Below are 22,571 nucleotides of genomic sequence, written 5' to 3' on the forward strand. Positions count from 1 at the left end.
GGATCCTCTGGGCCCGATCCGCCCGGCCACATCCGGCCCCACTCCCCCCACCCACCGACCTCGCCTCCTCCCGTCGCGTCACGGCCTGCGCTCATCACGGGCGTTGCGCCGAACCGGCACCTCCCGCCGCCATCCGCGCCCAGCCGATTGACCGGTGCTTCCCGGCGGATCTACGGTAGAAGGCGCTTTCTGAAACTGTTTCTGTTCTCCGCCCTCTGCTCCAGGAGAGTCATGCCCAGCCCTCAGCTGCCGCGGACCGTGTTCGCGATGGACCCGGTGCACCTCCCGCTGCTCTTCCCTCCGCCGCTGATGGAGCGACTGAGGCGCACGGCCGACATCGACCCCGGGTTGGTGGTGCGGGACTTCACCGATCCGGCCGCGGCCGGCGCCCTGGCCGCCGCCGAGGTGCTGATCACCGGCTGGGGCTGCCCGCACCTGGACGCCGGTGTCCTCGCGGCGGCCCCGAAGCTCGACGCCGTGCTGCACGCGGCCGGCTCCGTCCGCTCCCTGGTCGGCGAGGCCCTGTGGGAACGCGGGGTCACCGTCTCCAGCGCGGTGACGGGCAACGCCCTGCCCGTCGCGGAGTACACGCTCGCGATGATTTTGCTGGTGGGCAAGGACGCCTTCGACCACCGCGAGCACTTCCGCAGCACCCATGCCTACCCGGGCCCCGCCGAGACCGCCGCGACCGGCAACCTCGGCCGCCGCGTCGGGGTCATCGGCGCGTCCCGTGTGGGCCGCCGGCTGCTGGAGCTGCTGCGGCCGTTCGACCTCACCGTCCTGCTGCACGACCCGTATGTGAGCCCGGCCGAGGCCGCCGCGCTCGGTGCCGAGTCGCTGTCGCTGGAGGACCTGCTCAGACGCAGCGACATCGTGAGCCTGCACGCCCCCGACATCCCCGAGACCCACCACATGCTCGACCGCGACCGGCTCGCCCTGGTGCGAGACGGGGGCGTGCTCATCAACACCGCCCGCGGTGCGCTGGTCGACCACGAGGCACTCACCGGCGAGCTGCTCTCGGGCCGGCTCAGCGCGGTCCTCGACGTCACCGACCCGGAGCCACTGCCCGCCGGCTCGCCGCTGTACCACCTGCCCAACGTGTTTCTCACCCCGCACATCGCGGGCTCCCTGGGCAACGAACTGGAGCGGCTCGGCCGGATCGTGGTGGAGGAACTGGAACGCCTGGCGGCGGGCGCGCGGCCGGTCCACGAGGTCCGGCACGCGGATCTGGCGCGGGTGGCGTGACGCCGCCCGGGCGATTTCGCGCGAGGGGTGTCACCCCGGCAACGGGCGATCTCGCGCCGGTGGCGTGACGCCCGGGCCGGCAGTCGGTTCGGCCTGACGTCGAGGCGGGCAGGTGGTTCGGCCCGACGTCAATGCGGGCACGCCCGTCCCGCACCACGCCCGGCAGGCCCTTTCGGTCCGCCGTCCACAGGCCCTCCAGCCTGGAGTAACGATGGGATACGGTTTCCGCACCGGCGCGGGGCGGGTGCCCGGACGGCGGGTGCGTCGGGGGCGCTGCGAACCGGGTCGCGACAGATCAGAGCGCACGGCATCGGGCCACTACGTGAAGGAGCCGCAAGGGTGAGTCAGCGCAAGGCGACGAGTGACGCCGGCCGGGCGACCATCCGCGATGTCGCGGAGCGCGCGGGCGTCTCCGTGGCCAGCGTCTCGCGGGTGCTGTCCGGTAACTACCCGGTGTCGGAGGAGCTGCGCCGCCGGGTGATGAAGGTGGTCCGGGACCTGGACTACGTCACCAACGCCCACGCCCGCTCCCTCGCCGGCGGCGGCACACCGACGGTGGCGATCCTCATCAACAACATCACCGGCGCCGCGTTCGCGCACGTCGCGAAGGGTGTCGAGGGCGCCGCCACGCTGCGCGGCTGGCTCTCCCTGGTCGGCACGACCGGCGACGACCCGGAGCGCGAGCTGGCCCTGGTGAACCTCATGCGGCAGCAGGGCGTGGCCGCCGTGATCCTGCTCGGCGGCGCCTACGACTACGACGAGTACCAGCTGCGCATGGCCCGCTTCGCCCGTTCCCTGGACGCGGCCGGCTCGCACCTGGTCCTGGTGGGCAGGCCCCCGCTGGAGGGCGACGTCCCGGCGACGACCGTCGACTACGACAACGAGGGCGGCGCCTACGCGATGGCCAGCCATCTGCTGTCGGCCGGTCACCGACGCGTCCTCGTCCTGCCGGGCCACGCCGAACTGACTACCGCCCAGGGCCGGTTGAAGGGCGCACAGCGGGCCTTCGAGGCGTACGGCGTGCCCTTCGACCCGGGCATGGTCCGGCACGGCCCGTACGACTACGAGCACGGCTACGAGGCGGTGGAGGCGGCCCTGCGCGACACACCGGACTTCACCGCGGTGCTCGCCGGCACGGACGTGGTCGCCGCGGGCGCCGCGCAGGCCCTGCGCGCGGCGGGCCTGCGGGTACCCGAGGACGTCTCGATCGTCGGCTACGACGACATCCCGCTCGCCTCCCAGCTCACGCCCCAACTGACCACCGTGCACGTGCCGTACGAGGAGATGGGCCGGGTCGCGCTGCGCGCGGTGGCCGACCGGCGCGAGGGCGGCGCGGGCCGCCGCAAGAGCGCCGACGGCGACCATCTGGTGCTGGGCACCCATGTCGTGGTCCGCAACTCGGTGCGGCCGCCGGCGACACGCGTCTGACACTGAGCCTTCGTTACGTAACCGTTTTCCAGAGACTTTACGGCCTCTCGCGGGGAGCGACGGCGTGCCCGCCGCATTGCGGACCGGCGCCGCTGCCAGCGCTTTGACCTGTACCTAACCGAGTCTGACGCGGGGGCGCGCCGTACGCACCGCGGTAACCCGCCGGCCGATCCGCCGTAACAAATTGACGCGCACCTCTTGCTCTGAGCGGATCCGTCCGCCTACCGTCCCAGCAACCGCTTACTACAGCTTCTGCTTGGCCGACCCCCCGCAACCGCGAGCCGACGGTTTCCGGCCGCCGTTCCCGGCCGGCACCACCGAGCCGCCGCCGTCCTCTCGTTCTGAGAACGTCCTATTCCGAAGGATCACGGTCAGATGAACTTCACCAGCCCCCGGAGAAGGTTCGCCTCCGCCGCTGTCGCGGGTATCGCGCTGACAGGTCTGCTCTCCGCCTGCGGCGGATCCGGCTCGGGCGACGACGCCGCCTCGAAGTCCGGTCCGGTCACCCTCCCCTTCTGGGGCTGGGCCAACGGCCAGGAGGCGGTCGTCAAGGCGTTCAACGCCTCGCACAAGGACATCCAGCTGAAGTACACGAAGGTCACCGACCAGCTGACCATGCAGAAGCAGCTGACCAACGCGGTGAAGGCCGGCAACGCACCCTGCCTGGTGCAGAACACCGCCGAGTACGTGACCAGCTGGGTGTCGCAGGACGCGCTCGCCGACATCACGCGGTACGTCGAGGGGGAGAAGGACAAGTTCAACACCGGCGCCTGGGCGAGTGCGCAGGTGCAGGGCAAGCTCTACGGCGTACCCACCAGTTCGGCGCCCCAGTTCACGATCTACCGCACCGACATCTTCGAGAAGTACGGCCTTAAGCCCCCGGCCACCTGGGACGACTTCATCGCCGCGGGCAAGGTGCTGAAGAAGCACGGCATCGAGATCACCAACTACGCCGGTGAGGACCCGAGCACCCTGGAGGTGCTCGCGATGCAGGCCGGGGCGCACTGGTACGCGATCGACGGCAACGCCTGGAAGGTGAACTTCCAGGACGAGGGCACCCTCAAGGCCGCGAAGGTGATCCAGGAGATCATCGACAACGACCTGAACGCCAAGCTGTCCTTCGCCGACTACGCGGCCGTGCAGCGCAGTTACGACACCGGCGCCACCGCGACCCGGCAGATCTCCACCTGGCAGATGGCCGGCATGGTGCAGAACTTCACCAAGTCCTTCGGCGACTGGGCGCTGGCGCCCTGGCCCACGTACAAGGGCGAGGCGGCCAAGACGCCGGCCGGCACGAATCTGACCGGCAGCGTGACCCTGGTGACCAAGCAGTGCGAGAACCAGGAGCAGGCGGCGAAGGCGGCGCTGTGGATGTCCACGAACCAGGGCGCGGTCAAGACGATGGCGAGCCCGGAGACCGGCAACGGCGTGATGCCGGCGCTCGAGGACAGCGGTTCCTACGTCGGTGAGTCGATCTCGCAGAAGCTGCTCGGCAAGAACTACGAGCCGGCGCAGAAGGTCGTCACGGACAGCCTGGGCACGGTCACCACCGACTGGACCTACGGCCCGAACTGGACCGCGATGTTCACCGAGCTCCAGGCGGGCTGGGCCAAGGTCGTCAACAAGCAGGAGAAGGTCACCGACCTGCTCGCGCACATGCAGGAGTGGACGGTCAAGGACCTGCAGTCCCGCGGTATCAGCGTCAAGGGCTGAGGCATTCGATGATTCGCTCCCTGCGCTGGAAGGGTGCCGCGTTCACGGTGCCCTTCCAGCTCGGCTTCGTCTTTCTGTATCTGCTCCCGATCGGCTACGCCGTCCACGAGTCGCTGTTCACGGAGAAGCAGTCCGGGCTCGGTCTCGGCGGTGCGACGACGGAGTTCGCCGGGCTCGACAACTACACCCAGGGGCTGACGGACTCGGCGTTCATGAACTCCATCCTGCGGGTGGTGCTCTTCGCCTGTGTCCAGATCCCGATGATGCTGCTGATCAGCCTGTTGCTGGCACTGTTCCTGGACGCGCTCACGTCCAGGGTGGCGAGCAGGTTCCGGATCGTGCTGCTGGTGCCGTACATGATCCCCGGCGTGGTCGCGGCGATCGTGTGGGTCAATCTCTACAGCCCGGACGTCGGCCCGCTCACCCCCATCGGCGAGGCCCTCGGTCTCGACTGGAACTTCTTCGCGCCGTCGATGGTGTGGCCGGCCATCGGCAACCTGCTGACCTGGCACGGCATCGGCTACAACATGGTGATCATCTACTCGGCGCTCCAGGGCGTGCCGCGCGAGTTGTTCGAGGCGGCCCGGCTGGACGGTGCCTCCGAGCTGCGGATCGCGCGCAGCATCAAGATCCCGTTCGTGCGCGGGGCGCTGGTCCTGACAGGGCTGCTGTCGATCATCCAGATGCTGCAGATCTTCAACGAGCCGGCGCTGTTCCGGAACATCACGCCGCAGACGGTCAGTGACAGCTTCACCCCGATCATGATCATCTACAACCAGGCGTTCAACGCGGGCGACTACCACTACGCGGCCGCCCTGTCCGTGCTGCTCGCCCTGATCCTGGGCGTCGCCTCCTTCCTCTTCTACCGGCTCACCTCGAAGGAGGCCGACTGATGGTGCTGACCGAGCAGACCGCCACCGAGCGGCCCGAAGTGCGCGGCGTCCGGCGGCTGTCCCGTCCGGATCCGGCCTCGCGCGGGAGGGGCGGTCAGCGCTTCCTCCTCGTCGGGCTGGCCCTGGCGAGCGTGTACAGCCTGTTCCCCGTGTGGTGGCTGATCGTCGCCGCGACCAAGGACCGCACGGCGCTGTACCAGAGCAACGGCCTGTGGTTCTCGGGCTGGCATCTGTGGGACAACCTGCACCAGGTGTTCACGTACCAGGACGGCATCTTCCTGCGGTGGACGGCCAACTCGTTGCTCTACGCCGGGGCCGGTTCGCTCGGCGGCACGCTGATCGCCCTCGCAACCGGTTACGGACTGGCCCGCTTCGACTTCCCGGGCCGTAACGCGATCTTCGCGTGTGTCGTGGGCTCGTTCCTGATCCCGATCGCGCTGCTCACGCTCCCGCTGTATCTGCTGTTCTCGGCGATCGGCATGGTGGACACCCCGTGGGCGATGCTGATCCCCTGCCTCATCAACCCGTTCAGCGTCTATCTGGCCAAGGTGTACACCGAGGCCACGATCCCCTACGAGTTGCTGGAGGCGGCCCGGATCGACGGCGCCGGCGAGTTGCGGATCTTCTTCAGCATCGTGCTGCGGATGATGACGACGGGCGGCGCGACGGTGTTCCTGCTGGCCTTCGTGAACACCTGGAACGCCTTCTTCCTGCCCCTGACCGTGCTGCGCGGCAAGGAGAACTGGACGCTCAACCTCGGCCTCTACAACTGGACCGGCACGCGTCTTGAGTCCGGCATCGACCTGACCGGCCTTGTGCTGACCGGCGCGCTGCTGTCCATCGTGCCGATGGCGATCATGATGGTCGCGATGCGCCGCTACTGGCGGACGGGCGTGACGCTGGGCGCCCTCAAGTAACCCTTTTCCCCCGACTCCCGGGGGCCGTGGGTGACCCTGACTCCCCGCGGTCCCCGGGTGCCCACCCCGACCCGGAGCCCTTCCGTGACCGTCCTGCACAACCCCGTCCTCCGCGGCTTCGCGCCCGACCCCTCCCTGGTCCGGGTCGGCGACTGGTACTACGTGGCGACCAGTTCCTTCGAGTGGTTCCCGACCATCCCGGTGCACCGCTCCCGGGACCTGGCCCACTGGGAGTACGCGGGGCACGTCGAGGGCGCGGCGCCCGGGAGTTCGCTGGCCGGCGTGCCCGACTCGGGCGGCATCTGGGCTCCGTCGCTGAGCTGGGACGGGGAGCGGTTCTGGGTGACGTACACCGTCGTGCGGTCGGTCGGCACGCCGTACTTCGATCTCGACACCTACGTCTCGACGGCGACCGAGGTGGGCGGCGGGTGGAGCGCACCGCGCCGGGTCCCGAGCCATGGGTTCGATCCGGCCCTCTTCCACGAGGACGGCCGGCTGTGGCTGCTGAACCTGCAGAACGACCACCGGCCGGGAGGGCGGCGCTTCGCGGGGATCGTCGTCACGGAGCTGGACCGGGACACACTGACACCCGTCGGGCAGACGCGTCTGCTGCTCCAGCACGACCGGCTGATCGAGGGGCCGAAGCTGCTGCGGCGCGACGGCTGGTACTACCTGGTGCTCGCGGAGGGCGGCACGGGGTGGGAGCACGGGGTGCGGGTGGCCCGCAGCCGGGAGCTGACCGGGCCGTACGCACTCGACGACCGGCCGCTGCTGACGACGCGGGACGACGAGAGCGTGCCGTTGCAGAAGGCCGGGCACGGCGAGCTGGTCGAGACGCCGGACGGGCAGTGGCTGCTCAGTCATCTGACGGCCCGTCCGCTGCACACCGCGCAGGGGCGTCGCTGCACGCTCGGCCGGGAGACCGCGATCCAGGCGGTGACCTGGGACGCCGACGGCTGGCCGCGACTGCGGCAGGGCGGTTGGCACCCGGCGGTGGACGTCGACGTGCCGACCCGGCCGCAACCACTCTCCGCCCGGCCGCACCCGCTGCCGGCCCATCCGGTGCCCGTGCCTCCCGCCGCCCCGCCCGAGGGCTTGTCCTGGCCGTGGAGCACCCTGCGCGAGGCGCCGGACCCGTCCTGGGCCGACACGACGGCGCGCCCGGGCTGGATCCGGCTGCGCGGCCGGCACGGGCCCGAGTCCCGCTGGGCGACCAGCCTGCTGGCCCAGCGTGTCACCGAGCACCGCGCGGAGGCCGAAGTCACCGTCGAGGCACGGCCGGTGACCTTCACCCAGGCCGCGGGGCTGGTGCTCTGGTACGACGCCGAGGCGTATCTCAGCCTGGATCTGACCTGGTCGGAGCCGGAGGGGGAACCGCAGCGCGGACAGCAGTGGAGCGGGGACGGTCGTACGGTGCTCAGTCTTGTGGAGCGCGACGAGGACGGGGTGCGGCAGGTCGCCCTCGTGGACGTGCCGGACGACGGGCCCGTGACGCTGGGGGTGACGGTCGAGGGTGCCGACGCCCGTTTCTGGTTCGTACGGGACGGAGTGCGCACGGCGATCGGACCGGCCCTGGACTTCAGCCAGCTGTCCGACGACCACGGCTCTCGTCTGCGCTTCACCGGTGCGATGGCGGGCATCCACGCCCGGGACCTCATCGACGCGGCGTTCACGGCGGACTTCACGGGGTTCCGGCTGACCTGCGTATCCGGCTGAGGGTGTCGGCGCGTTCGGGGTTTCGAAAGTCGATGCTCGATCCTGCTCGGAACTGCTTCCTAACGAGCACGTATTGACATGTAACCGTCGAAGCCCGCAGAGTCATGCCCCGAAAGTCCCGACAGTGCCCCGGCAGTGATGCAAGCGACCCCCTCGAGGAGTGTTGCCGTCATGTCCAAAACACCCGCTGTCTCACGCCGACTGCTCCTGGGCGGAGCCGTCGCCACCGGTGCGCTCGCGGCCGGGGCGACCGCCTCGGCCCCGGCCGCGGCCGCCGCGACCGGGCAGGCGCCCCGCCGCCGTCCCGGGCAGAAGTCGATGATCGGCGTGCCGTTCGAGGCCCACAGAACCGTCCGCGTCGGGGTCATCGGACTCGGCAACCGAGGCGGCGGCATGGTCGAGGGCTGGGCTGCCGTGCCCGGCTGCACCGTGACCGCCGTCTGCGACATCCGGGCCGACCGGGCGCGCCGCGCCGCCGACCGGCTGGTGAGCAAGGGCGAGCCCCGCCCCGCCGAGTACGGCGGATCGGCCGACGCCTACGCCCGGATGCTCCGGCGCGACGACATCGACCTGGTGTACGTCGCCACGCCCTGGGAGTTCCACTACGAGCACGGCAGAGCCGCGCTGCTGAGCGGCAGACACGCCGTGGTGGAACTCCCCGTCGCGACCGAACTGCGCCAGCTGTGGGACCTGGTCGACACCTCCGAGCGCACCCGCAGGCACCTGCTCCTCGCCGAGAACTGCTCCTACGGCCGCAACGAACTGGCCATGCTGAGGATGGCGCACGCCGGCCTGTTCGGAGACATCACCAACGGTCATGGCGGCTACCTCCACGACCTGCGTGAACTCCTCTTCTCCGACACGTACTACACCGACTCCTGGCGAAGGCTGTGGCACACCCGCAGCACCGCGTCGCTCTACCCCATGCACGGGCTGGCCCCGATCGCGGCGGCCATGGACATCAACCGCGGCGACCGGATGGCCACCCTCACCGCCACCGCGACCGCCCCGAAGGGGCTCGCCGACTACCGCGAGCGCTTCGTCCCCCGGGACCACCCGTCCTGGAAGGAGACGTACATCAACGGCGACCTGGTCACCTGCGTCGTCGAGACCGAGAAAGGCCGGATCATCCGGGCCGAGCACGACGTGAGTTCACCCCGGCCGTACAGCAGGATCAACAGCCTCGCCGGCAGCCGCGGGATCGTCGAGGACTACGCCGGGCCCTCCCCGACCGGCGCGCGCGTCTATCTGGAACCGGACCACGGCGGCCACACCTGGCGCGACTTCGCCGACTACCGCAAGGAGTACGACCACTGGCTGTGGCGCAAGGTCGGTGACGACGCCGCGAACAACGGCGGTCACGGCGGTATGGACTACGTCCTGCAGTGGCGCACGGTCCAGCTGATGCGCGCGGGGCTGGTGCCCGACATCGACGTGTACGACTCGGCCGCCTGGTGCGCGGCGGTTCCGCTGAGCGCCGCGTCCCTGGCGAGGAACGGCCGCCCGGTCGGGATCCCGGACTTCACCCGCGGCGCATGGGCCGGCAAGAGGCCCGGACTCGACTCCAGCCCCTCGGAGATGCCGCCCGCCCGCTGACGCGAGAGCGGCCGCTCAGCCCGCCCCGCCGTCGAGGAGCCAGTGGTAGCGCAGCCGCAGCGCCCGCTCGGTGCTGGCCGTCACGGTGACGAGCCCGACCACGGCGTTAACCCATGCCGGCAGATCAATGGGCGAGGTGAAGGTGCCGACGTACTGGGCGAGGCCCTGCGGATCCTGGGTGATCTGTTCGGCGAGCTGAAGGATCAGGAGAGCCAGGCCGATGACGAGCACGGTCACCGAGAGGAAACCGATCCAGCGGCTCAGGGCGGGGTGCGATCGGTCGAGGCGTGCGCGGCGCCCTTCGGCGGAGGCGGGGTCGGGGACCAGCGGGAACTCGGCCCCCTCGGCGGTGACGTAGTGGCAGCGCTTGAGCCCGAAGCTGCTCGCCCTCACTTCGACCATGCCGCCCCTCACGGGGAAGACGGCGGGGACTCTGGACTCGGCGTGATGCCTGCCGTCGAGGTACAGGTGGGCCTTGACGTAGCCGTCCGACTGGTTCTGATGCCTGACGTCGACGGCGTAGTCCGTCCGCCGGCCGTCGTCGCTCATCAGCCGAAGATGGAACAGTGCGCGGGTGAGCATCTGCCACCAGCGGAAACGCTTCAACGGTCGTCCGTCCCCGGGCTTGACCCGCTGCACGGCCCGGCGATGCCGCCACTCCTTGAACATGGCTCCACTTCCGTTACTTGCCCGGCTCCGCCGCGCAGGCGAGGTCCCGCGACGGGCGCTGCCCGGTGGTCAGGAACGCCGTCGCCGCGTCCTTCACGCAGGTGTTGGCGCCGAACGGATAGACACCGTGCCCGCCCTGGTCGGCCGTCACCATCGTGGCCCGCTTCCCGAACGCCCGCCGCAGCTCCTGGGCGCCGACCAGCGGTGTCGCCGGGTCGCGCTCGTTCTGCACCATGAGCACGTTCGACGGGCCCCGGTCACCGATGTGCACCGGCGGTTCGACCCGCTTGTCCGGCCAGAACGCGCAGGGGCCGATGCCGGCCGTGGACGCGCCCAGCATGGGGTACTTGATCCGGTCGACCGCGACGTTCCGCTGGTACTCCCGGACCGTCTCCGGCCAGCGCGAATCGCCGCATATCACGTAGAAGCGAGCGGCCAGGAGGTTCTCCGTGACCTCCGGCGGGTCGGACGGCAGTGGTTTGCCCTGGTCGAGCGCCTGCCAGTTCTCGGCCAGCAAGGGCATGGCCGCGTCCTTGTAGAGGAGTGCGAACGTCATCCCGCGCAACCCCGTCCCGTCGACGCCGTGGACCGGTTTCGCGTCCAGCCGCTCGGCGAGGTCGAAGTACTTCGCGGTCACCTGCCGCGGTGTCGCGCCCAGACCGTACTCGGGGCGCGCGGCCGCGAACGCGGCGAAGTCCGGGAACCGGTCCTCCAGGCCACGGGCGAGCAACCGCATGGCCCTGGCGTCGTAGCCGCCACGGCCCAGGCTGCTGTCGAGGACGATCCGGTCGCCGCGCTTCGGGAACATCGTCGCGTACACCGCGCCGAGGGAGGTGCCGTAGGAGGCGCCGAGGTACGAGAGTTTCGGCTCGCCCAGCGCCGCCCGGATCCGGTCCATGTCGCGCGCGGTGTTCGCGGTGGTGGTGTGCGGCAGCATCCACGCCGTTCGCGAGGTGGCGCACTGCGCGGCGACGGTCCGCGCGTGCTTCGCCTCCCGCGCGACATCGGCCGCGGTGTACGCGTACGGCGCGAAGTTGCCGCGTGCCTGCTGTTCCGGCGTCAGATCGCAGGTCACCGGCGCACTGCGGCCGACCCCACGCGGGTCGAAGCCGATCACGTCGTAGGAGTCCAGCACCTTCTGCGGCAGCCCCCGGCCGGCCAGTACGGCCGGGTAGGTGAGCCCCGTGCCGCCGGGGCCGCCCGGGTTGGTGAACAGCACACCGCGGCGCTGCGAGGGGTCCTTGCTCGCCAGCCGGGAGATCGCGATCTCGATCTGCCGGCCGTCGGGATTCCGGTAGTCCAGCGGGACTTCGAGCGTCGAGCACTCGAGACGGGGCGCGGCGACGCCTTCCGGGCACGGCCCCCACCGCACGGTGTCCGGCATCGCTGCCACCGACACTCCCGGAAAGGCGGTCGCCGCCACCACGCCTGCGGCGAGGGCGAGGGATAAGGCTCGGTGCATGTGAAGTCCTCCTGAGCAGCAGTGCGGGGCGCACGCCTGGACGGCGAGATCCAGTGTTCGTCCCGTGCGGCCCCGTCGGCAGTGAGAGTTGTCATCACTGAAAGTGACAGACGTCATCGCCGCGCCCCCGATGGGATTCCGGCGATACGGCCTGCCTCGACCGGCGCCCGATCGGCCGGCATTCAGTCAGCCGTCTACCCGCCGTCCTGCGCCGCACCTAAAGTAGGAAGCGCTTTCTGCCGGTCGAGAGGTGGGTTCCCGATGGTCCGTACGGCGAGTGCGAGCGTGGCGGCAGGTCCGACGCTGGCGGTCGTGGCCCGTGAGGCGGGGGTGTCGGTGCCGACCGCGTCCAAGGTGGTCAACGGCCGGGAGGACGTGGCGCCCGAGACCCGCCGCCGGGTCACCGAGGCGCTCGACCGGCTCGGCTATGTACGCAGACCCCGCTTCGACGCGGCGAAGGCGCCCCGGCTGGTCGACCTGGTCGTGCACTCGCTGGAGAGCTCCTGGTCGGGCGCGGTGCTGCACGGGGCGGAGGAGGCGGCGCACGACGCGGGCCTGGAGGTCGTGGTGTCGGCCGCCCTGACCCGCTCCCGGGTCGGCCGCCCGGAGCGCGGCTGGCTGGACAAGCTGGTCGCCCGGGGCTCCTCCGGGGTCCTGTTCAACCTGGCCGAGCTGAGCGACTCGCAGTACGCCTGGCTGGAGCAGCACCGCATCCCCTTCGTGATGATCGACCCGGTCCAGGAGCCGCCGGAGGGCGTGGTCTCGGTGGGGGCGGCGAACTGGCAGGGCGGTCTGACGGCCACCGAGCATCTGCTGTCCCTCGGTCATGAGCGCGTCGCCGTCGTCGCCGGCGACCGGCGCACGATGTGCAGCAGTGCCCGGGTCGCCGGTTACCGCTCGGCGCTCGCGTCGGCCGGGGTCCGGCACCGCGCCGAGTACGTACGGCACGCCGGTTTCGACGAGGGCCAGGCCCGCCGCCGCATGCTGGAACTGCTCGACCTGCCCGAGCCGCCGACGGCCGTCTTCGTCTGCTCGGACCGGATGGCGCTCGGGGTGTACCAGGCCTTGGCCGAGCGGGGGTTGAAGGTCCCGCACGACGTCAGCGTGGTGGGCTTCGACGACCTGCCCGAGGCCCGCTGGGCCTCCCCGGCCCTGACCACGGTCCGCCAGCCGCTGTCGGAGATGGCCGCGACGGCCCTGCGCTCACTGCTGCGCGTGATGGACGGGCACCGCCCGGAGAGCACGCGGACGGAGTTGTCGACACGGCTGGTGGAACGGGCGAGTACGGCGGCACCGCGAGCATAGGGCGTACGTCACGCGCGTGCGCCGGCGGGCCCCTGTCCGGAACACGCCTGCGCACATGGCGAGTTGACGAGAGTGGTCAGGCCTCCGCCGGTTCGGCGGCGGCCGTACTCCCGGAAAGGACCGGCTCGTCATGACGCGCGACGCACGCACGATCACCAACCCGGCCGCTCTCCACGACCCCACACCGTTCGGCTACGGCCACGCCGTCTCGGCTCCCGGTGAAACCGTCTTCGTCAGCGGCCAGTACGCCTCCGACGCGACCGGCACCCCGGTGCCCGGGGACTTCGCCGCGCAGGTGGAGCTCGCCTTCGACCGGCTGAGGTCGGCGCTGGAAGGGGTCGGGCTCGGCTACGAACACGTCGTACGGCTCGGCACGTTCATCGTGGACCACGACCTCGACAAACTGGCGATCCTGGGCAAGGCGCTGCAGGCCCGCTTCGGGGAGCGGCTGCCGGCGCAGACGCTGAGCGGCGTCGCCTCGCTGGCGTTGCCGGGCATGCTGTTCGAGGTCGACGCGGTGGCCGTACGCCCTGGTGAGGCGGGCAGCGGCTGACGCCAGCCGCGATCGCGGCACCCCGGCGCACCGTCGCCGACCGAAGGTCGCTCGGCCGGCCGTCTCACACCCCCCGTACGCGCCGCGCGCCCGTCGCCGCGGGGAACTGGCCCGCACGGGCCGGCGTCGAACGATGCGGTGGGGAGGGGCCGGTGCCCGGGGGCGGGGTGGCGGCGGGCAGTTGGGGGACGACCATGACACGCTGGCAGCCGCTTCCGGACGCACTGCCGAGGGAGGCACGGCATCTGGTCGAGCAACTGCGGGCCCTGAAGGACCGCACGGGTCTGAGTCTGGCCGAGCTGGCGCGGCGGACGGCGTACAGCAAGTCGTCGTGGCAGCGGTATCTCAGCGGGGCCAAGCAGCCGCCGAGGGGCGCGGTGCAGGCGCTGTGCCGGGTGGCCGGGGCGGACCAGGCGCGGCTGCTGGCGGTGTGGGATCTGGCCGATCCGACATGGCCGCGCGGTGCGACGGGGCCGGCCGGGCAGGCGGTGGACGTCGCGGCACCGCCGACCGCTGCCGAGTACCGGCGGTGGCGGGCGGCGGCGCTGGTCTCCTTCGCGGTCATCGTCGTACTGCTGGCGGGGCTGCTGTGGGCGCTGCCCCCGTGGAGCGGGTGACCCGGAGGTCACCCGCTCGTCCGGGCACTCAGCCGACGATGCGGTAGTGCGCGTTCTTCCAGGGCCCGACGTTCTTGAGCTTCACCTGGTACTTGCCGCCCACGCGCTTGAAGTTGACGTTCCGCGCGTCACCCTTGTACTGGACGATGTTGCCCGGGAGGCTCTGCAGCCGGGTCTGGGCGAAGTCCCAGCTCTCGCTGACGACGGTGCCGTCGGTCTCGGGGAGGTTGTGCCGGCTCTGCCACCACTGCGTGGCCGACTCGGTCTCCGGCCCGAACGAGCCGTCGATCTGGCTCTTCCTGAAGGGCCGCCACTCACCCTCGTCGTCCTCCCACAGGGCGCCGTCCGCCCACAGGACGGTCTCCCACAGGGCGATGGCGTTGCCCTTGGCGTAGGCCTCGACGCCGAGGTTCTCCTCGTCCTCCCAGTCGTTGGTGACGGCTCCGCCGCCGTCGATGCCGAAGTAGGGAGCGGCGTTCGCGGCCGGTGCCAGGGCGATCCCGGTGGCCCCGCCCCCCAGCAGCACGGCCGTCACCATCGCCATGGCCCGATTGCGCATCCTCATGCGGTGTTCCTTTCCGAACCGCCGTCCCCCGGCGGGTCACCCCTGGGGCGGCTCGTCTCGTTTGGCAGGGCACAGCGTCACGTCCGGCCCCCGGGCAGGGCGAGCCTTCCCGGCGTTCACGGACCGCCCAGGGACGGCTCAGGCGCGGGGCGGCGGCGTCCCGGCGGAGCGTGGGACGCTCGGGGTCTTTCTGGGACGGGCTGGGCCGGACGGCGGTGCCCGGCGTCCGCGGCCGGATCCCAACAACAGCCTTTGTTGCATCGCCCGGCCTCCCGCGCCCTCCGCACGGCCAGGACAATGCGTGCATGGATGATGACTGGCAGCAACAGATCGACGCTCTCCAGGAGGAGTTGGTCCGCCGCGACGACCCCGCCGCCTGGGTGCGGGAGGCCGACGCGATGGACGCCTCGCGGCGCTATCCCGCTCTGTCGCTGCGCGGGCCGGTCTTCGGAGTCGCCGCGCAGGATCCCGCCGTGGGGCCGGAGTGGCGGCTGTTGAAGCCGGTGACGGACGGTATGCCGCAGGTGGCCCGGGACGGGCTGCACTCGCACCTGTGGTTCACGGCCAAGGACGACACCGACGATCCGGCCGTCCGGCGCGAACTGCTGGCCGCCGTGGCGGTGATGGAGCGCGAGCCGGTGAACGAGGTGGAGGTGTGCGGGGTGCGCTACCGGGTCGTACGCGGCGACGAGTTCGCGCGCTGCGACGACGACGGTCTCGAGCCGCCGCGCCCCACCGACCTGGAGCCGGTGCGGCGGTCGTGGGACAAGCGGGCGAAGGACACCGCGTCCCCGGACGTCGGCTTCGTCCTCGACCCGGCCCGCCCGGACGGCCTGGCGGCGGGCGCGCTGCGGCTGGGCCTGAGCGACTTCGCGTACACGGGCGCCCGTATTCCCTCCGACGTCCGCGAGGACTCCGAGCGTGCGGTGGCCACCCACCCGGACCCCGTGCTGCTGCCCACCGGATTCGGCGTGGTCGAGCGCGGCCGCCACGGCTGGCAGCCCTGCGGCACGCTCATGGCCACGCCCCACGACGCCCGGCGTCTGCTCTACAACGGCATGTCCGAGATCTGGGCCATGCTGTACCGGTACGACGAGGCCAGGAAGGCGAAGTACGCGCGCGCCGCCGAGGAGTACAAGGCACTCGACCGCGCCGACGAGTTCCGCGTCGACGGCCGTCTCTTCCGGATCTGCCGCGTGGAACGCTTTCTGCGCATGGGGCCCGACGGACCGGAAGGCCCGCGGCCGTCGGACGTCGACGAGTACGGCCCCATGAAGATGCACCCGACGATGGACGAGGACGGCACCATCCACTACGAGTCGGAGACGGCGGACTAGGAAGGACTAGGAGCCTTCCATCAGCCGCTTCAGGCCGGTGAGGTCGGCGGACACCGCCTCCGCGTCGCGGCGGAACTCCTCGTCGCTCATCCCGGGCCGCCGGCGCAGTGTGAACACCACCTCGCAGCCGGGGCCGTCGGCGATCACCCGCATCGGATTGTGCACGGTCTGCCCCGAGGGCAGGGTGACGTCGTGGTCGAGCACGCCGAACTCGTTCCTGGGCGTGAACACGACCTCAACCCTTCCCATGGGCGACTCCCCCACCCACCGGCCGTCCACCCGCTCGATGGAGCGCGCCAGTCCGGGGGCCCAGCCGGGGACGTTGAGGGGGTCGGAGACGTAGTCGTAGACCTCCTGGGCGGGGCGGTCGATCGGGATGCCGAGGTGCTGGGATCTGTGTGTCGTGGTCGTCATGGCGGCGACGTTACGGGGTCGGCCGGGGGATGCTCTTGAACGGATCGGACACGGGCGCAGGTGGGGATGTCCGGTGTCCGTTTCCTTCAAGACCGGCCGCCCTTGGCCTGCCTACGGTGGCGCCATGACCGCACGATTCGATGCCATCGGCCTGGTCGTCTCCGACATGGCCGCCTCCGTCACCTTCTACCGCCGGCTCGGGTTCGCCTTCCCGGAGGGCGCCGAGAGCCTGCCGCACGCCGAGGCCGGACTGCCCGGCGGGCTGCGGCTGCTGTTCGACACCGAGGAGACGGTCCGCTCCTTCCTCCCCGAGTGGGAGCCGCCCGCCGGCGGGGGCCGGGCCTCGCTGGCCCTGCGGTGCGACGGGCCGGCGGAAGTGGACGCGCTGTACGAGGAGCTGGTGGGCTCCGGGTACCACGGCGAGCTCAAGCCCTGGGACGCCTTCTGGGGGCAGCGGTACGCCGTCGTGCTCGACCCGGACGGCAACGGAGTGGACCTGTTCGCCCCGCTAGCCCCGGCCGGCGAGTAGCTCGCCCAGCGGCAGGCCCGCCAACTCCCTGACATCGCGGGCCAGATGGGCCTGGTCGGCGTACCCGGCCCGGGCGGCCGTGTCCGCGAAGGGCACCCCGTCCCGGGCCAGTGCGAGGGCGCGGCGCAGCCGCAGGATACGGGCCAGGGTTTTGGGGCCGTAGCCGAACGCGGCCAGGGAACGGCGGTGCAACTGGCGGGCGCCCAGGCCGAGTTCGTCGGCGGTCACGGCGACCGGGCGGCCGCTGCCGAGCGCTGCGACGACCTGCCGCAGCACCGGGTCCGGGGGTTCGGCACCGGCCGCCTGCCGCAGCGCCACCTCCTCCAGGCCGCTCGCCGGGTCGGGAGCCGCGTTCACACGGTCGGCCAGGCGGCGTACCTCCGAGGCCGGCCACAGGTCCGCCAACTCGACCCGGCGGTCACGCAGCTCGTGCGCCGGTACGCCCAGGAGCGCGGGAGCCGTGCCCGGGTAGAAGCGGACCCCGGCCCAGGCACCCGTCGCGCCGCCCATGAGGTACGCATGGGTGTCGGGCCCGGCGACCAGCAGCCGCCCTTCGTGCCACAGCAGATCCATGCACCCGTCGGGCAGCACCCGGCCCACCCCGTCCCGGCCCGGGGTGTTGGTCCACACGACCGCTCCCGTTAGCCGCGACGCCCACTCCACGTACACAGGTGCCAGGCTACGCCGCCCGTGTCCGCTCACGCCGCCCGCGCCCGGTACTCCACCGGGCTGACGCCGTACACCCGCTTGAACGCCGTCGACAGGGCGAAGGCGCTGCCGTAGCCGACACGGCGGGCCACCGCGTCGAGCGTGTCGTCGGAGTCGCGCAGTCGGTCGGCGGCGAGAGCGAGGCGCCAGCCGGTGAGGTAGGTCATCGGGGGTTCCCCGACCAGGCCGGTGAAGCGGCGGGCCAGCGCGGCGCGGGACACTCCCGCCTTGGCGGCGAGGGAGGCGACGGTCCACGGGTGGGCCGGATCGTCCTGGAGCAGGCGCAGGACACCGCCGACGACGGGGTCGGCGAGCGCCCGGTACCAGGCGGGGGCCTCCGCCTCCGGGCGGGCGAACCAGGCCCGCAGCGCGGCGATGACCAGCAGGTCGAGCAGCCGGTCCAGGACGACCTCCTGGCCCGGCTCGTCCCGGACGATCTCCTCGGCGACGTACGGCGTGAGCGGGCAGGCCCACACGTCGGACGGGAGGGTGAGCAGCGGCGGCAGGGCGTCCAGCAGCCGTCCACTGACCTCGCCCTTCATCGGGTACGTGCCGATCAGCATCACGGTGGCCCCGTCCAGCCGGTCGCCCCAGGTGCGCACGCCCAGGTCCATGGAGCCGTTGAGGGGCAGCCCGTCGGGGTAGCGGCACTCCTGGTCCGGCAGGATCAGCGCCTGCGGGGCCGTACCGGGGTCGTCGGCGCAGGTGTACGGGTCCGGGCCGCGGGCGATGGCGAGGTCCCCGGCCCGCAGCAGGGCCCGCTCGCCCCGGTCGGGCACGACCCAGGCCTCGCCGCGCACGACGAGCATCACGGTGAGCGGGGCCCGGTCCTCCACGCGGACCGCCCACGGAGGGTCGAAACACGCCCTGATCATGAACGCGCCCCGGGCGCGGGGGCCGTCCAGTAGCCCTGCGACTGCGTCCATGGGGCCAGCTTAGGGGGCTTCTGATGGATCTCCGCGGAAGAAGGAGCGGCGTCCGGTGCGGCGAGAGTGCGTGCCGGGCGTCGCGACGCCGCGGAGATCCATCAGAAGCCCCCTAAGACGCGGGCGTATGGGAATGAGCCGTTCAGCGATGGTTCCGTGCCGCGCACGGCAGTTGACTCGACGGCATGACGAACACGACACGGAACACGCGGAGCATGACAGTGGTGGTGACGGGCGCCTCGGGCCGTACGGGGAGCCGGGTGGCACGGGCCGCGGAGGCCGCGGGGCTCACGGTACGGGCCGCGTCCCGGGCGACCGGCTTCGACTGGTGGGACCGCTCGACCTGGGCGGCGGCCCTGCGCGGCGCCGACGCGGCCTATCTCGCGCACCCCACGGACGTCGGCGCCCCGGGAGCCGCCGAGGCGGTCGGGGCGCTGGCGCGCGAGGCGGTCGGGCTCGGGGTGCGGCGGCTGGTGCTGCTGTCCGCGCGCGGCGAGGACCAGGCCCTGCCGACCGAGGAGGCGCTGCACGCCTCGGGCGCGGAGTGGACGGTCGTACGGGCCGCGTGGTTCGCGCAGAACTTCAGCGAGGGCCCGCTGGTGGCGGAGCTGCGAGAACGCGGTGAGCTGGTGTTCCCGGCCGACGAGGTGCGGGAGCCGTTCCTCGACGTGCGGGACATCGCGGACGTGGTGGTGGCCGCGCTGACGGGCGGCGAGCGGTACGTGGGCCGGACGCTCACCCTGTCCGGGGCGCGGCTGCTGACCTTCGGGGAGGCGGTCGCGGAGATCGCCGGGGCGACGGGGCGGCCGCTGACGTACCGGGCCGTCTCCACCCGGGACTACGGCGAGGCCATGGTCGGCTTCGGACTGCCACCGGAGGAGGTCGCGGCGATGACCGGCATCTTCGACACCCTCCTCGACGGCCGCAACGCACACCTCGAGGACGGTGTGCGCGAGGTCCTGGGCCGCGCGCCCAGGGACTTCGCCGAGTTCGTCCGGGAGGAGGCGGCGGCCGGGACCTGGAAGGCCTGAGGCCGCCGCCCGTCACTTCTCCTCGGGCGGTTGCCTCTCCCCGTTGGCGTGCGTGCTCTTCACATGCGTGCTCCTCACATGCGTCCGCAGGCGGGCCGAGACGTCCTCCGGGGGGAGGAAGCGGGACCAGCGTTCCGGGAACTCGGACGGCATGTCGGGGTCGGCCTCCCCCGCGGCGGCGGCGCGGGCCACGTACTCGGCGACCTGCGCCTGCCGCAGCCGCTCGTTGGCCTCGCGGGCCGCGGCCGTGGCGGCGGCCGGCCAGACCCGGTCGATGGCGGCGTTGACCGCGGCCCCGACCAGCACGGCGAACGCGGACACACCGATCCACAGCAGCACGGCGACGGGCGCGGCCAGGGAGCCGTAGATCGTGGGGCCCTCGACCGTGCTGGTCAGGTAGATCCGCAGCAGGAAGCTGCCGAGCACCCACATGCCGAGGGCGACGAGCGCGCCGGGCACGTCCTCGATCCACGGGGAGCGGACGGGCACGGACACGTGGTAGAGCGTCGTGAGGAAGGCGATCGACAGCAGGATCACCACGGGCCAGTACAGGACCTGCACGACCGTCGTCGACCACGGCACGATCCGCACCACCGCGTCCGGCCCGGCCACCATCAGCGGCAGCGCGATCGAGCCGATCAGCAGGGCCACGATGAACAGCGCGAACGCCAGCAGCCGGGTCTTGACGATGCCCCGGACGCCGTCGAGGCCGTACATGACCGTGATGGTGTCGATGAAGACGTTCACCGCGCGGGAGCCGGACCACAGGGCGAACAGGAAGCCGATGGAGATGACGTCGGGCCGGCCGCCCTTCATCACGTCGTGCAGGATCGGCTCGGCGATCTCCCTGACGCCCCGGTCGGAGAGCACCGTGCGCGCGGCCTCCAGGATGTTGGCCTGGAGGCTCTCGATGGTGTCGGCGCCGGTCCAGGCGTCGACGTAGCCGAGCAGGCCGATCATGCTGAGCAGCAGCGGCGGCACCGACAGCAGCGTGAAGAACGCGGCCTCGGCGGCCAGGCCCAGGATGCGGTACTCGATGCAGGAGTTGACGGTGTCCTTGAGCAGCAGCCAGGCGGTCCGGCGCTTGGATACGTTCCGGTAGAGAGCTCGCGCCCGGTGGAGGCGCCCGGAGGGTGTGTCGGGGGTTTCACTTGCTGGCTGCACCCCCTAACGGTATCCGTCGCGCCCGACCGCACTCACCCGGTAGGTTCGCAGCATGGCTGGCAGCACCCACACCGTGAGCAACCAGGTCCCGCCGCTGGTCGGGTACGACGTCTTCACGGCCGACCGGGCCCTCACGGCCGCGGTCGAACGGCATCTGGATCCGGAGCTGCTCGACGAGGTGCTCGGCGAGCTGTCGGCGCTCGGACGGGCCTCCGGCTCGGCCCAGGTGCAGGAGTGGGGGACGCACGCCAACGAGAATCCGCCGCGGCTGCGCACGCACGACCGGTACGGCGAGCGGATCGACGAGGTCGAGTTCCATCCGTCCTGGCACCGGCTCCTCGGCAAGGCCGTCTCGGCCGGTCTGACGGCGGCCTGGGGGCGGCCGGGCGGGCATGTCCGGCGGGCCGCCGCCTTCCTCGTGTGGACGCAGGTCGAGGCCGGCAACGGCTGCCCCCTGTCGATGACGCACGCGGCGGTGCCCGCCCTGCGCACGGATCCGGAACTGGCCGCCGAGTGGGAGCCGCGGCTGACGTCCATGGTCTACGACCGTGAGCTGCGGCCCGCCCGACTGAAGGCCGGCGCGCTGTTCGGGATGGGCATGACGGAGAAGCAGGGCGGCAGCGACGTCCGGGCGAACACGACCTCCGCGCGGCCGCTCGCCGAGGACGGGACGTACGAACTGACCGGGCACAAGTGGTTCTGCTCGGCGCCGATGTCCGACGGCTTCCTGGTGCTGGCGCAGGCTCCGGGCGGGCTGACCTGCTTCCTGGTTCCGCGTGTGCTGGAGGACGGGACGCGCAACGTGTTCCTGATTCAGCGGCTGAAGGACAAGCTCGGCAACCGGTCGAACGCCTCCGCCGAGGTCGAGTTCGACGGGACCTGGGCCCGCCGGGTCGGCGAGGAGGGGCGCGGGGTGCGCACCATCATCGAGATGGTCGCCGCGACCCGGCTCGACTGTGTGCTGGGCTCGGCCGGGCTGATGCGGCAGGCCGTGGCGCAGGCGGTGCACCACTGCACCCACCGCGGGGCGTTCGGCGGGAAGCTCGTCGACAAGCCGCTGATGCGCAACGTCCTCGCCGATCTCGCCCTGGAGTCGGAGGCGGCGACGACCCTGGCGCTGCGGCTCGCCGCCGCCTACGACGACGGCGGCGAGCAGGAGCGGGCGCTGCTGCGGATCGCGGTGCCGGCCGCCAAGTACTGGGTGACCAAGCGGTGCCCGCCGGTGGCGGTGGAGGCGGCGGAGTGCCTGGGCGGCAACGGCTACGTCGAGGAGTCCGGAATGCCCCGGCTGGTGCGGGAGTCGCCGCTCAATTCGGTTTGGGAGGGCGCGGGCAATGTCCAGGCCCTCGATGTGCTGCGGGCGTTGCAGCGGGAGCCGGGCGCGCTGGACGCGTATCTGCGGGAGGTCGGGCAGGCGCGCGGCGCCGATCACCGTCTCGACGGGGCCATCAAGAACCTGCTGACCGAACTGGCCGATCTGGAGGGCGTGGAGGGGCGGGCGCGACGGCTGGCGGAGCGGCTCGCGCTGGTGCTCCAGGGGTCGCTGCTCGTCCGGTTCGCGCCGCCGCAGGTGGCCGACGCGTTTTGCGCCGCCCGGCTGGGCGGCGACGGGGGCGCGGCCTTCGGGACGCTGCCGCACACGCTGGACCTGGCGGCGGTCGTGGAGCGGGCGCGTCCGGTCTCCTGACCTGGTGTTCTCATCCGCTTGCGGGAGCGGGGGTGGTGCTGCGCCGACACGGCACCACCCCCGCAGCACTGGCCCGTTCGAGCCATCGAACGCCGC

General features: G+C 71.8%; 21 protein-coding genes. 14 read left to right on the forward strand and 7 right to left on the reverse strand.

What is annotated here, in order from left to right:
- Positions 1-231 precede the first annotated feature (231 nt).
- The 7 genes from AC07DF_RS29730 to AC07DF_RS29760 all read left to right on the forward strand — a co-directional run bounded on the left by AC07DF_RS29730 (position 232) and on the right by AC07DF_RS29760 (position 9,508).
- Positions 232-1,245, forward strand: coding sequence for a hydroxyacid dehydrogenase (locus tag AC07DF_RS29730; protein ID WP_478978064.1), 1,014 nt, complete (start codon positions 232-234; stop codon positions 1,243-1,245).
- Positions 1,246-1,584: 339 nt separating this feature from the next.
- Entirely contained in the window at positions 1,585-2,673 is a 1,089-nt protein-coding gene (locus AC07DF_RS29735; protein WP_478978067.1) for a LacI family DNA-binding transcriptional regulator, read from the forward strand.
- Between the two features lie 375 nt (positions 2,674-3,048).
- Entirely contained in the window at positions 3,049-4,386 is a 1,338-nt protein-coding gene (locus tag AC07DF_RS29740; RefSeq protein WP_478978070.1) for an ABC transporter substrate-binding protein, read from the forward strand.
- A gap of 8 nt (positions 4,387-4,394) precedes the next feature.
- Complete coding sequence (locus AC07DF_RS29745) at positions 4,395-5,279, forward strand: carbohydrate ABC transporter permease (RefSeq protein WP_478978073.1); 885 nt, start codon at positions 4,395-4,397, stop codon at positions 5,277-5,279.
- Positions 5,279-6,196, forward strand: a complete 918-nt coding sequence (locus AC07DF_RS29750; RefSeq protein ID WP_478978076.1) for a carbohydrate ABC transporter permease — start codon at positions 5,279-5,281, stop codon at positions 6,194-6,196. The genes AC07DF_RS29745 and AC07DF_RS29750 overlap by 1 nt, the downstream gene beginning before the upstream one ends.
- A gap of 84 nt (positions 6,197-6,280) precedes the next feature.
- On the forward strand, positions 6,281-7,912 hold the full coding sequence (locus AC07DF_RS29755) for a glycoside hydrolase family 43 protein (RefSeq protein ID WP_478978079.1): 1,632 nt from the start codon (positions 6,281-6,283) through the stop codon (positions 7,910-7,912).
- Between the two features lie 171 nt (positions 7,913-8,083).
- Complete coding sequence (locus tag AC07DF_RS29760; protein ID WP_478978082.1) at positions 8,084-9,508, forward strand: Gfo/Idh/MocA family protein; 1,425 nt, start codon at positions 8,084-8,086, stop codon at positions 9,506-9,508.
- A gap of 15 nt (positions 9,509-9,523) precedes the next feature.
- Here the strand turns inward: AC07DF_RS29760 and AC07DF_RS29765 are convergent, their stop codons facing one another.
- Positions 9,524-10,177: a hypothetical protein gene (locus AC07DF_RS29765; protein ID WP_478978085.1), complete on the reverse strand. Its 654-nt coding sequence runs from the start codon at positions 10,175-10,177 to the stop codon at positions 9,524-9,526.
- Positions 10,178-10,190: 13 nt separating this feature from the next.
- Positions 10,191-11,639, reverse strand: a complete 1,449-nt coding sequence (locus tag AC07DF_RS29770; protein WP_478978088.1) for an alpha/beta hydrolase — start codon at positions 11,637-11,639, stop codon at positions 10,191-10,193.
- 261 nt (positions 11,640-11,900) lie between these two features.
- On the opposite strand from AC07DF_RS29770, the gene AC07DF_RS29775 reads away from it, so the two are divergent.
- From AC07DF_RS29775 to AC07DF_RS29785, 3 genes are all read left to right on the forward strand, one after another.
- A complete protein-coding gene (locus tag AC07DF_RS29775; protein WP_478978091.1) occupies positions 11,901-12,944 on the forward strand; it encodes a LacI family DNA-binding transcriptional regulator in 1,044 nt (347 codons plus the stop codon).
- A gap of 130 nt (positions 12,945-13,074) precedes the next feature.
- Complete coding sequence (locus AC07DF_RS29780) at positions 13,075-13,497, forward strand: RidA family protein (protein ID WP_478978094.1); 423 nt, start codon at positions 13,075-13,077, stop codon at positions 13,495-13,497.
- A gap of 194 nt (positions 13,498-13,691) precedes the next feature.
- Positions 13,692-14,114, forward strand: coding sequence for a helix-turn-helix domain-containing protein (locus tag AC07DF_RS29785; RefSeq protein WP_478978096.1), 423 nt, complete (start codon positions 13,692-13,694; stop codon positions 14,112-14,114).
- Positions 14,115-14,142: 28 nt separating this feature from the next.
- Here the strand turns inward: AC07DF_RS29785 and AC07DF_RS29790 are convergent, their stop codons facing one another.
- Positions 14,143-14,679: a peptidoglycan-binding domain-containing protein gene (locus tag AC07DF_RS29790; RefSeq protein ID WP_478978099.1), complete on the reverse strand. Its 537-nt coding sequence runs from the start codon at positions 14,677-14,679 to the stop codon at positions 14,143-14,145.
- Positions 14,680-14,984: 305 nt separating this feature from the next.
- On the opposite strand from AC07DF_RS29790, the gene AC07DF_RS29795 reads away from it, so the two are divergent.
- Positions 14,985-16,016 (forward strand): DUF5954 family protein, encoded by a 1,032-nt coding sequence (locus AC07DF_RS29795; protein WP_478978102.1) that lies wholly within the window; start codon positions 14,985-14,987, stop codon positions 16,014-16,016.
- Between the two features lie 6 nt (positions 16,017-16,022).
- Here the strand turns inward: AC07DF_RS29795 and AC07DF_RS29800 are convergent, their stop codons facing one another.
- Entirely contained in the window at positions 16,023-16,430 is a 408-nt protein-coding gene (locus tag AC07DF_RS29800; RefSeq protein WP_478978105.1) for an SRPBCC family protein, read from the reverse strand.
- Positions 16,431-16,554: 124 nt separating this feature from the next.
- Here AC07DF_RS29800 and AC07DF_RS29805 point away from each other — a divergent pair, with 124 nt between their 5' ends.
- A complete protein-coding gene (locus AC07DF_RS29805; protein ID WP_478978108.1) occupies positions 16,555-16,959 on the forward strand; it encodes a VOC family protein in 405 nt (134 codons plus the stop codon).
- On the opposite strand, the gene AC07DF_RS29810 is transcribed toward AC07DF_RS29805, so the two are convergent.
- Together AC07DF_RS29810 and AC07DF_RS29815 are read right to left on the reverse strand one after the other, a co-directional pair.
- On the reverse strand, positions 16,939-17,628 hold the full coding sequence (locus AC07DF_RS29810) for a helix-turn-helix domain-containing protein (protein WP_478978111.1): 690 nt from the start codon (positions 17,626-17,628) through the stop codon (positions 16,939-16,941). The genes AC07DF_RS29805 and AC07DF_RS29810 overlap by 21 nt on opposite strands.
- 29 nt (positions 17,629-17,657) lie before the next feature.
- Positions 17,658-18,593, reverse strand: a complete 936-nt coding sequence (locus AC07DF_RS29815; protein ID WP_478978114.1) for an AraC family transcriptional regulator — start codon at positions 18,591-18,593, stop codon at positions 17,658-17,660.
- 185 nt (positions 18,594-18,778) lie between these two features.
- Here AC07DF_RS29815 and AC07DF_RS29820 point away from each other — a divergent pair, with 185 nt between their 5' ends.
- Entirely contained in the window at positions 18,779-19,624 is an 846-nt protein-coding gene (locus AC07DF_RS29820; protein WP_478978117.1) for an NmrA family NAD(P)-binding protein, read from the forward strand.
- 12 nt (positions 19,625-19,636) lie between these two features.
- Here AC07DF_RS29820 and AC07DF_RS29825 read toward each other — a convergent pair whose 3' ends face one another.
- Positions 19,637-20,788, reverse strand: coding sequence for a YihY/virulence factor BrkB family protein (locus tag AC07DF_RS29825; RefSeq protein WP_478978120.1), 1,152 nt, complete (start codon positions 20,786-20,788; stop codon positions 19,637-19,639).
- A gap of 52 nt (positions 20,789-20,840) precedes the next feature.
- Between AC07DF_RS29825 and AC07DF_RS29830 the strand changes: the two genes are divergently transcribed.
- The gene (locus AC07DF_RS29830) at positions 20,841-22,475 is read left to right on the forward strand and encodes an acyl-CoA dehydrogenase family protein (RefSeq protein ID WP_478978123.1); all 1,635 of its coding nucleotides are present in this window, start codon (positions 20,841-20,843) and stop codon (positions 22,473-22,475) included.
- The last annotated feature ends 96 nt before the right edge of the window (positions 22,476-22,571 follow it).

It is taken from the genome of Streptomyces sp. NPDC044719, assembly GCF_056433405.1.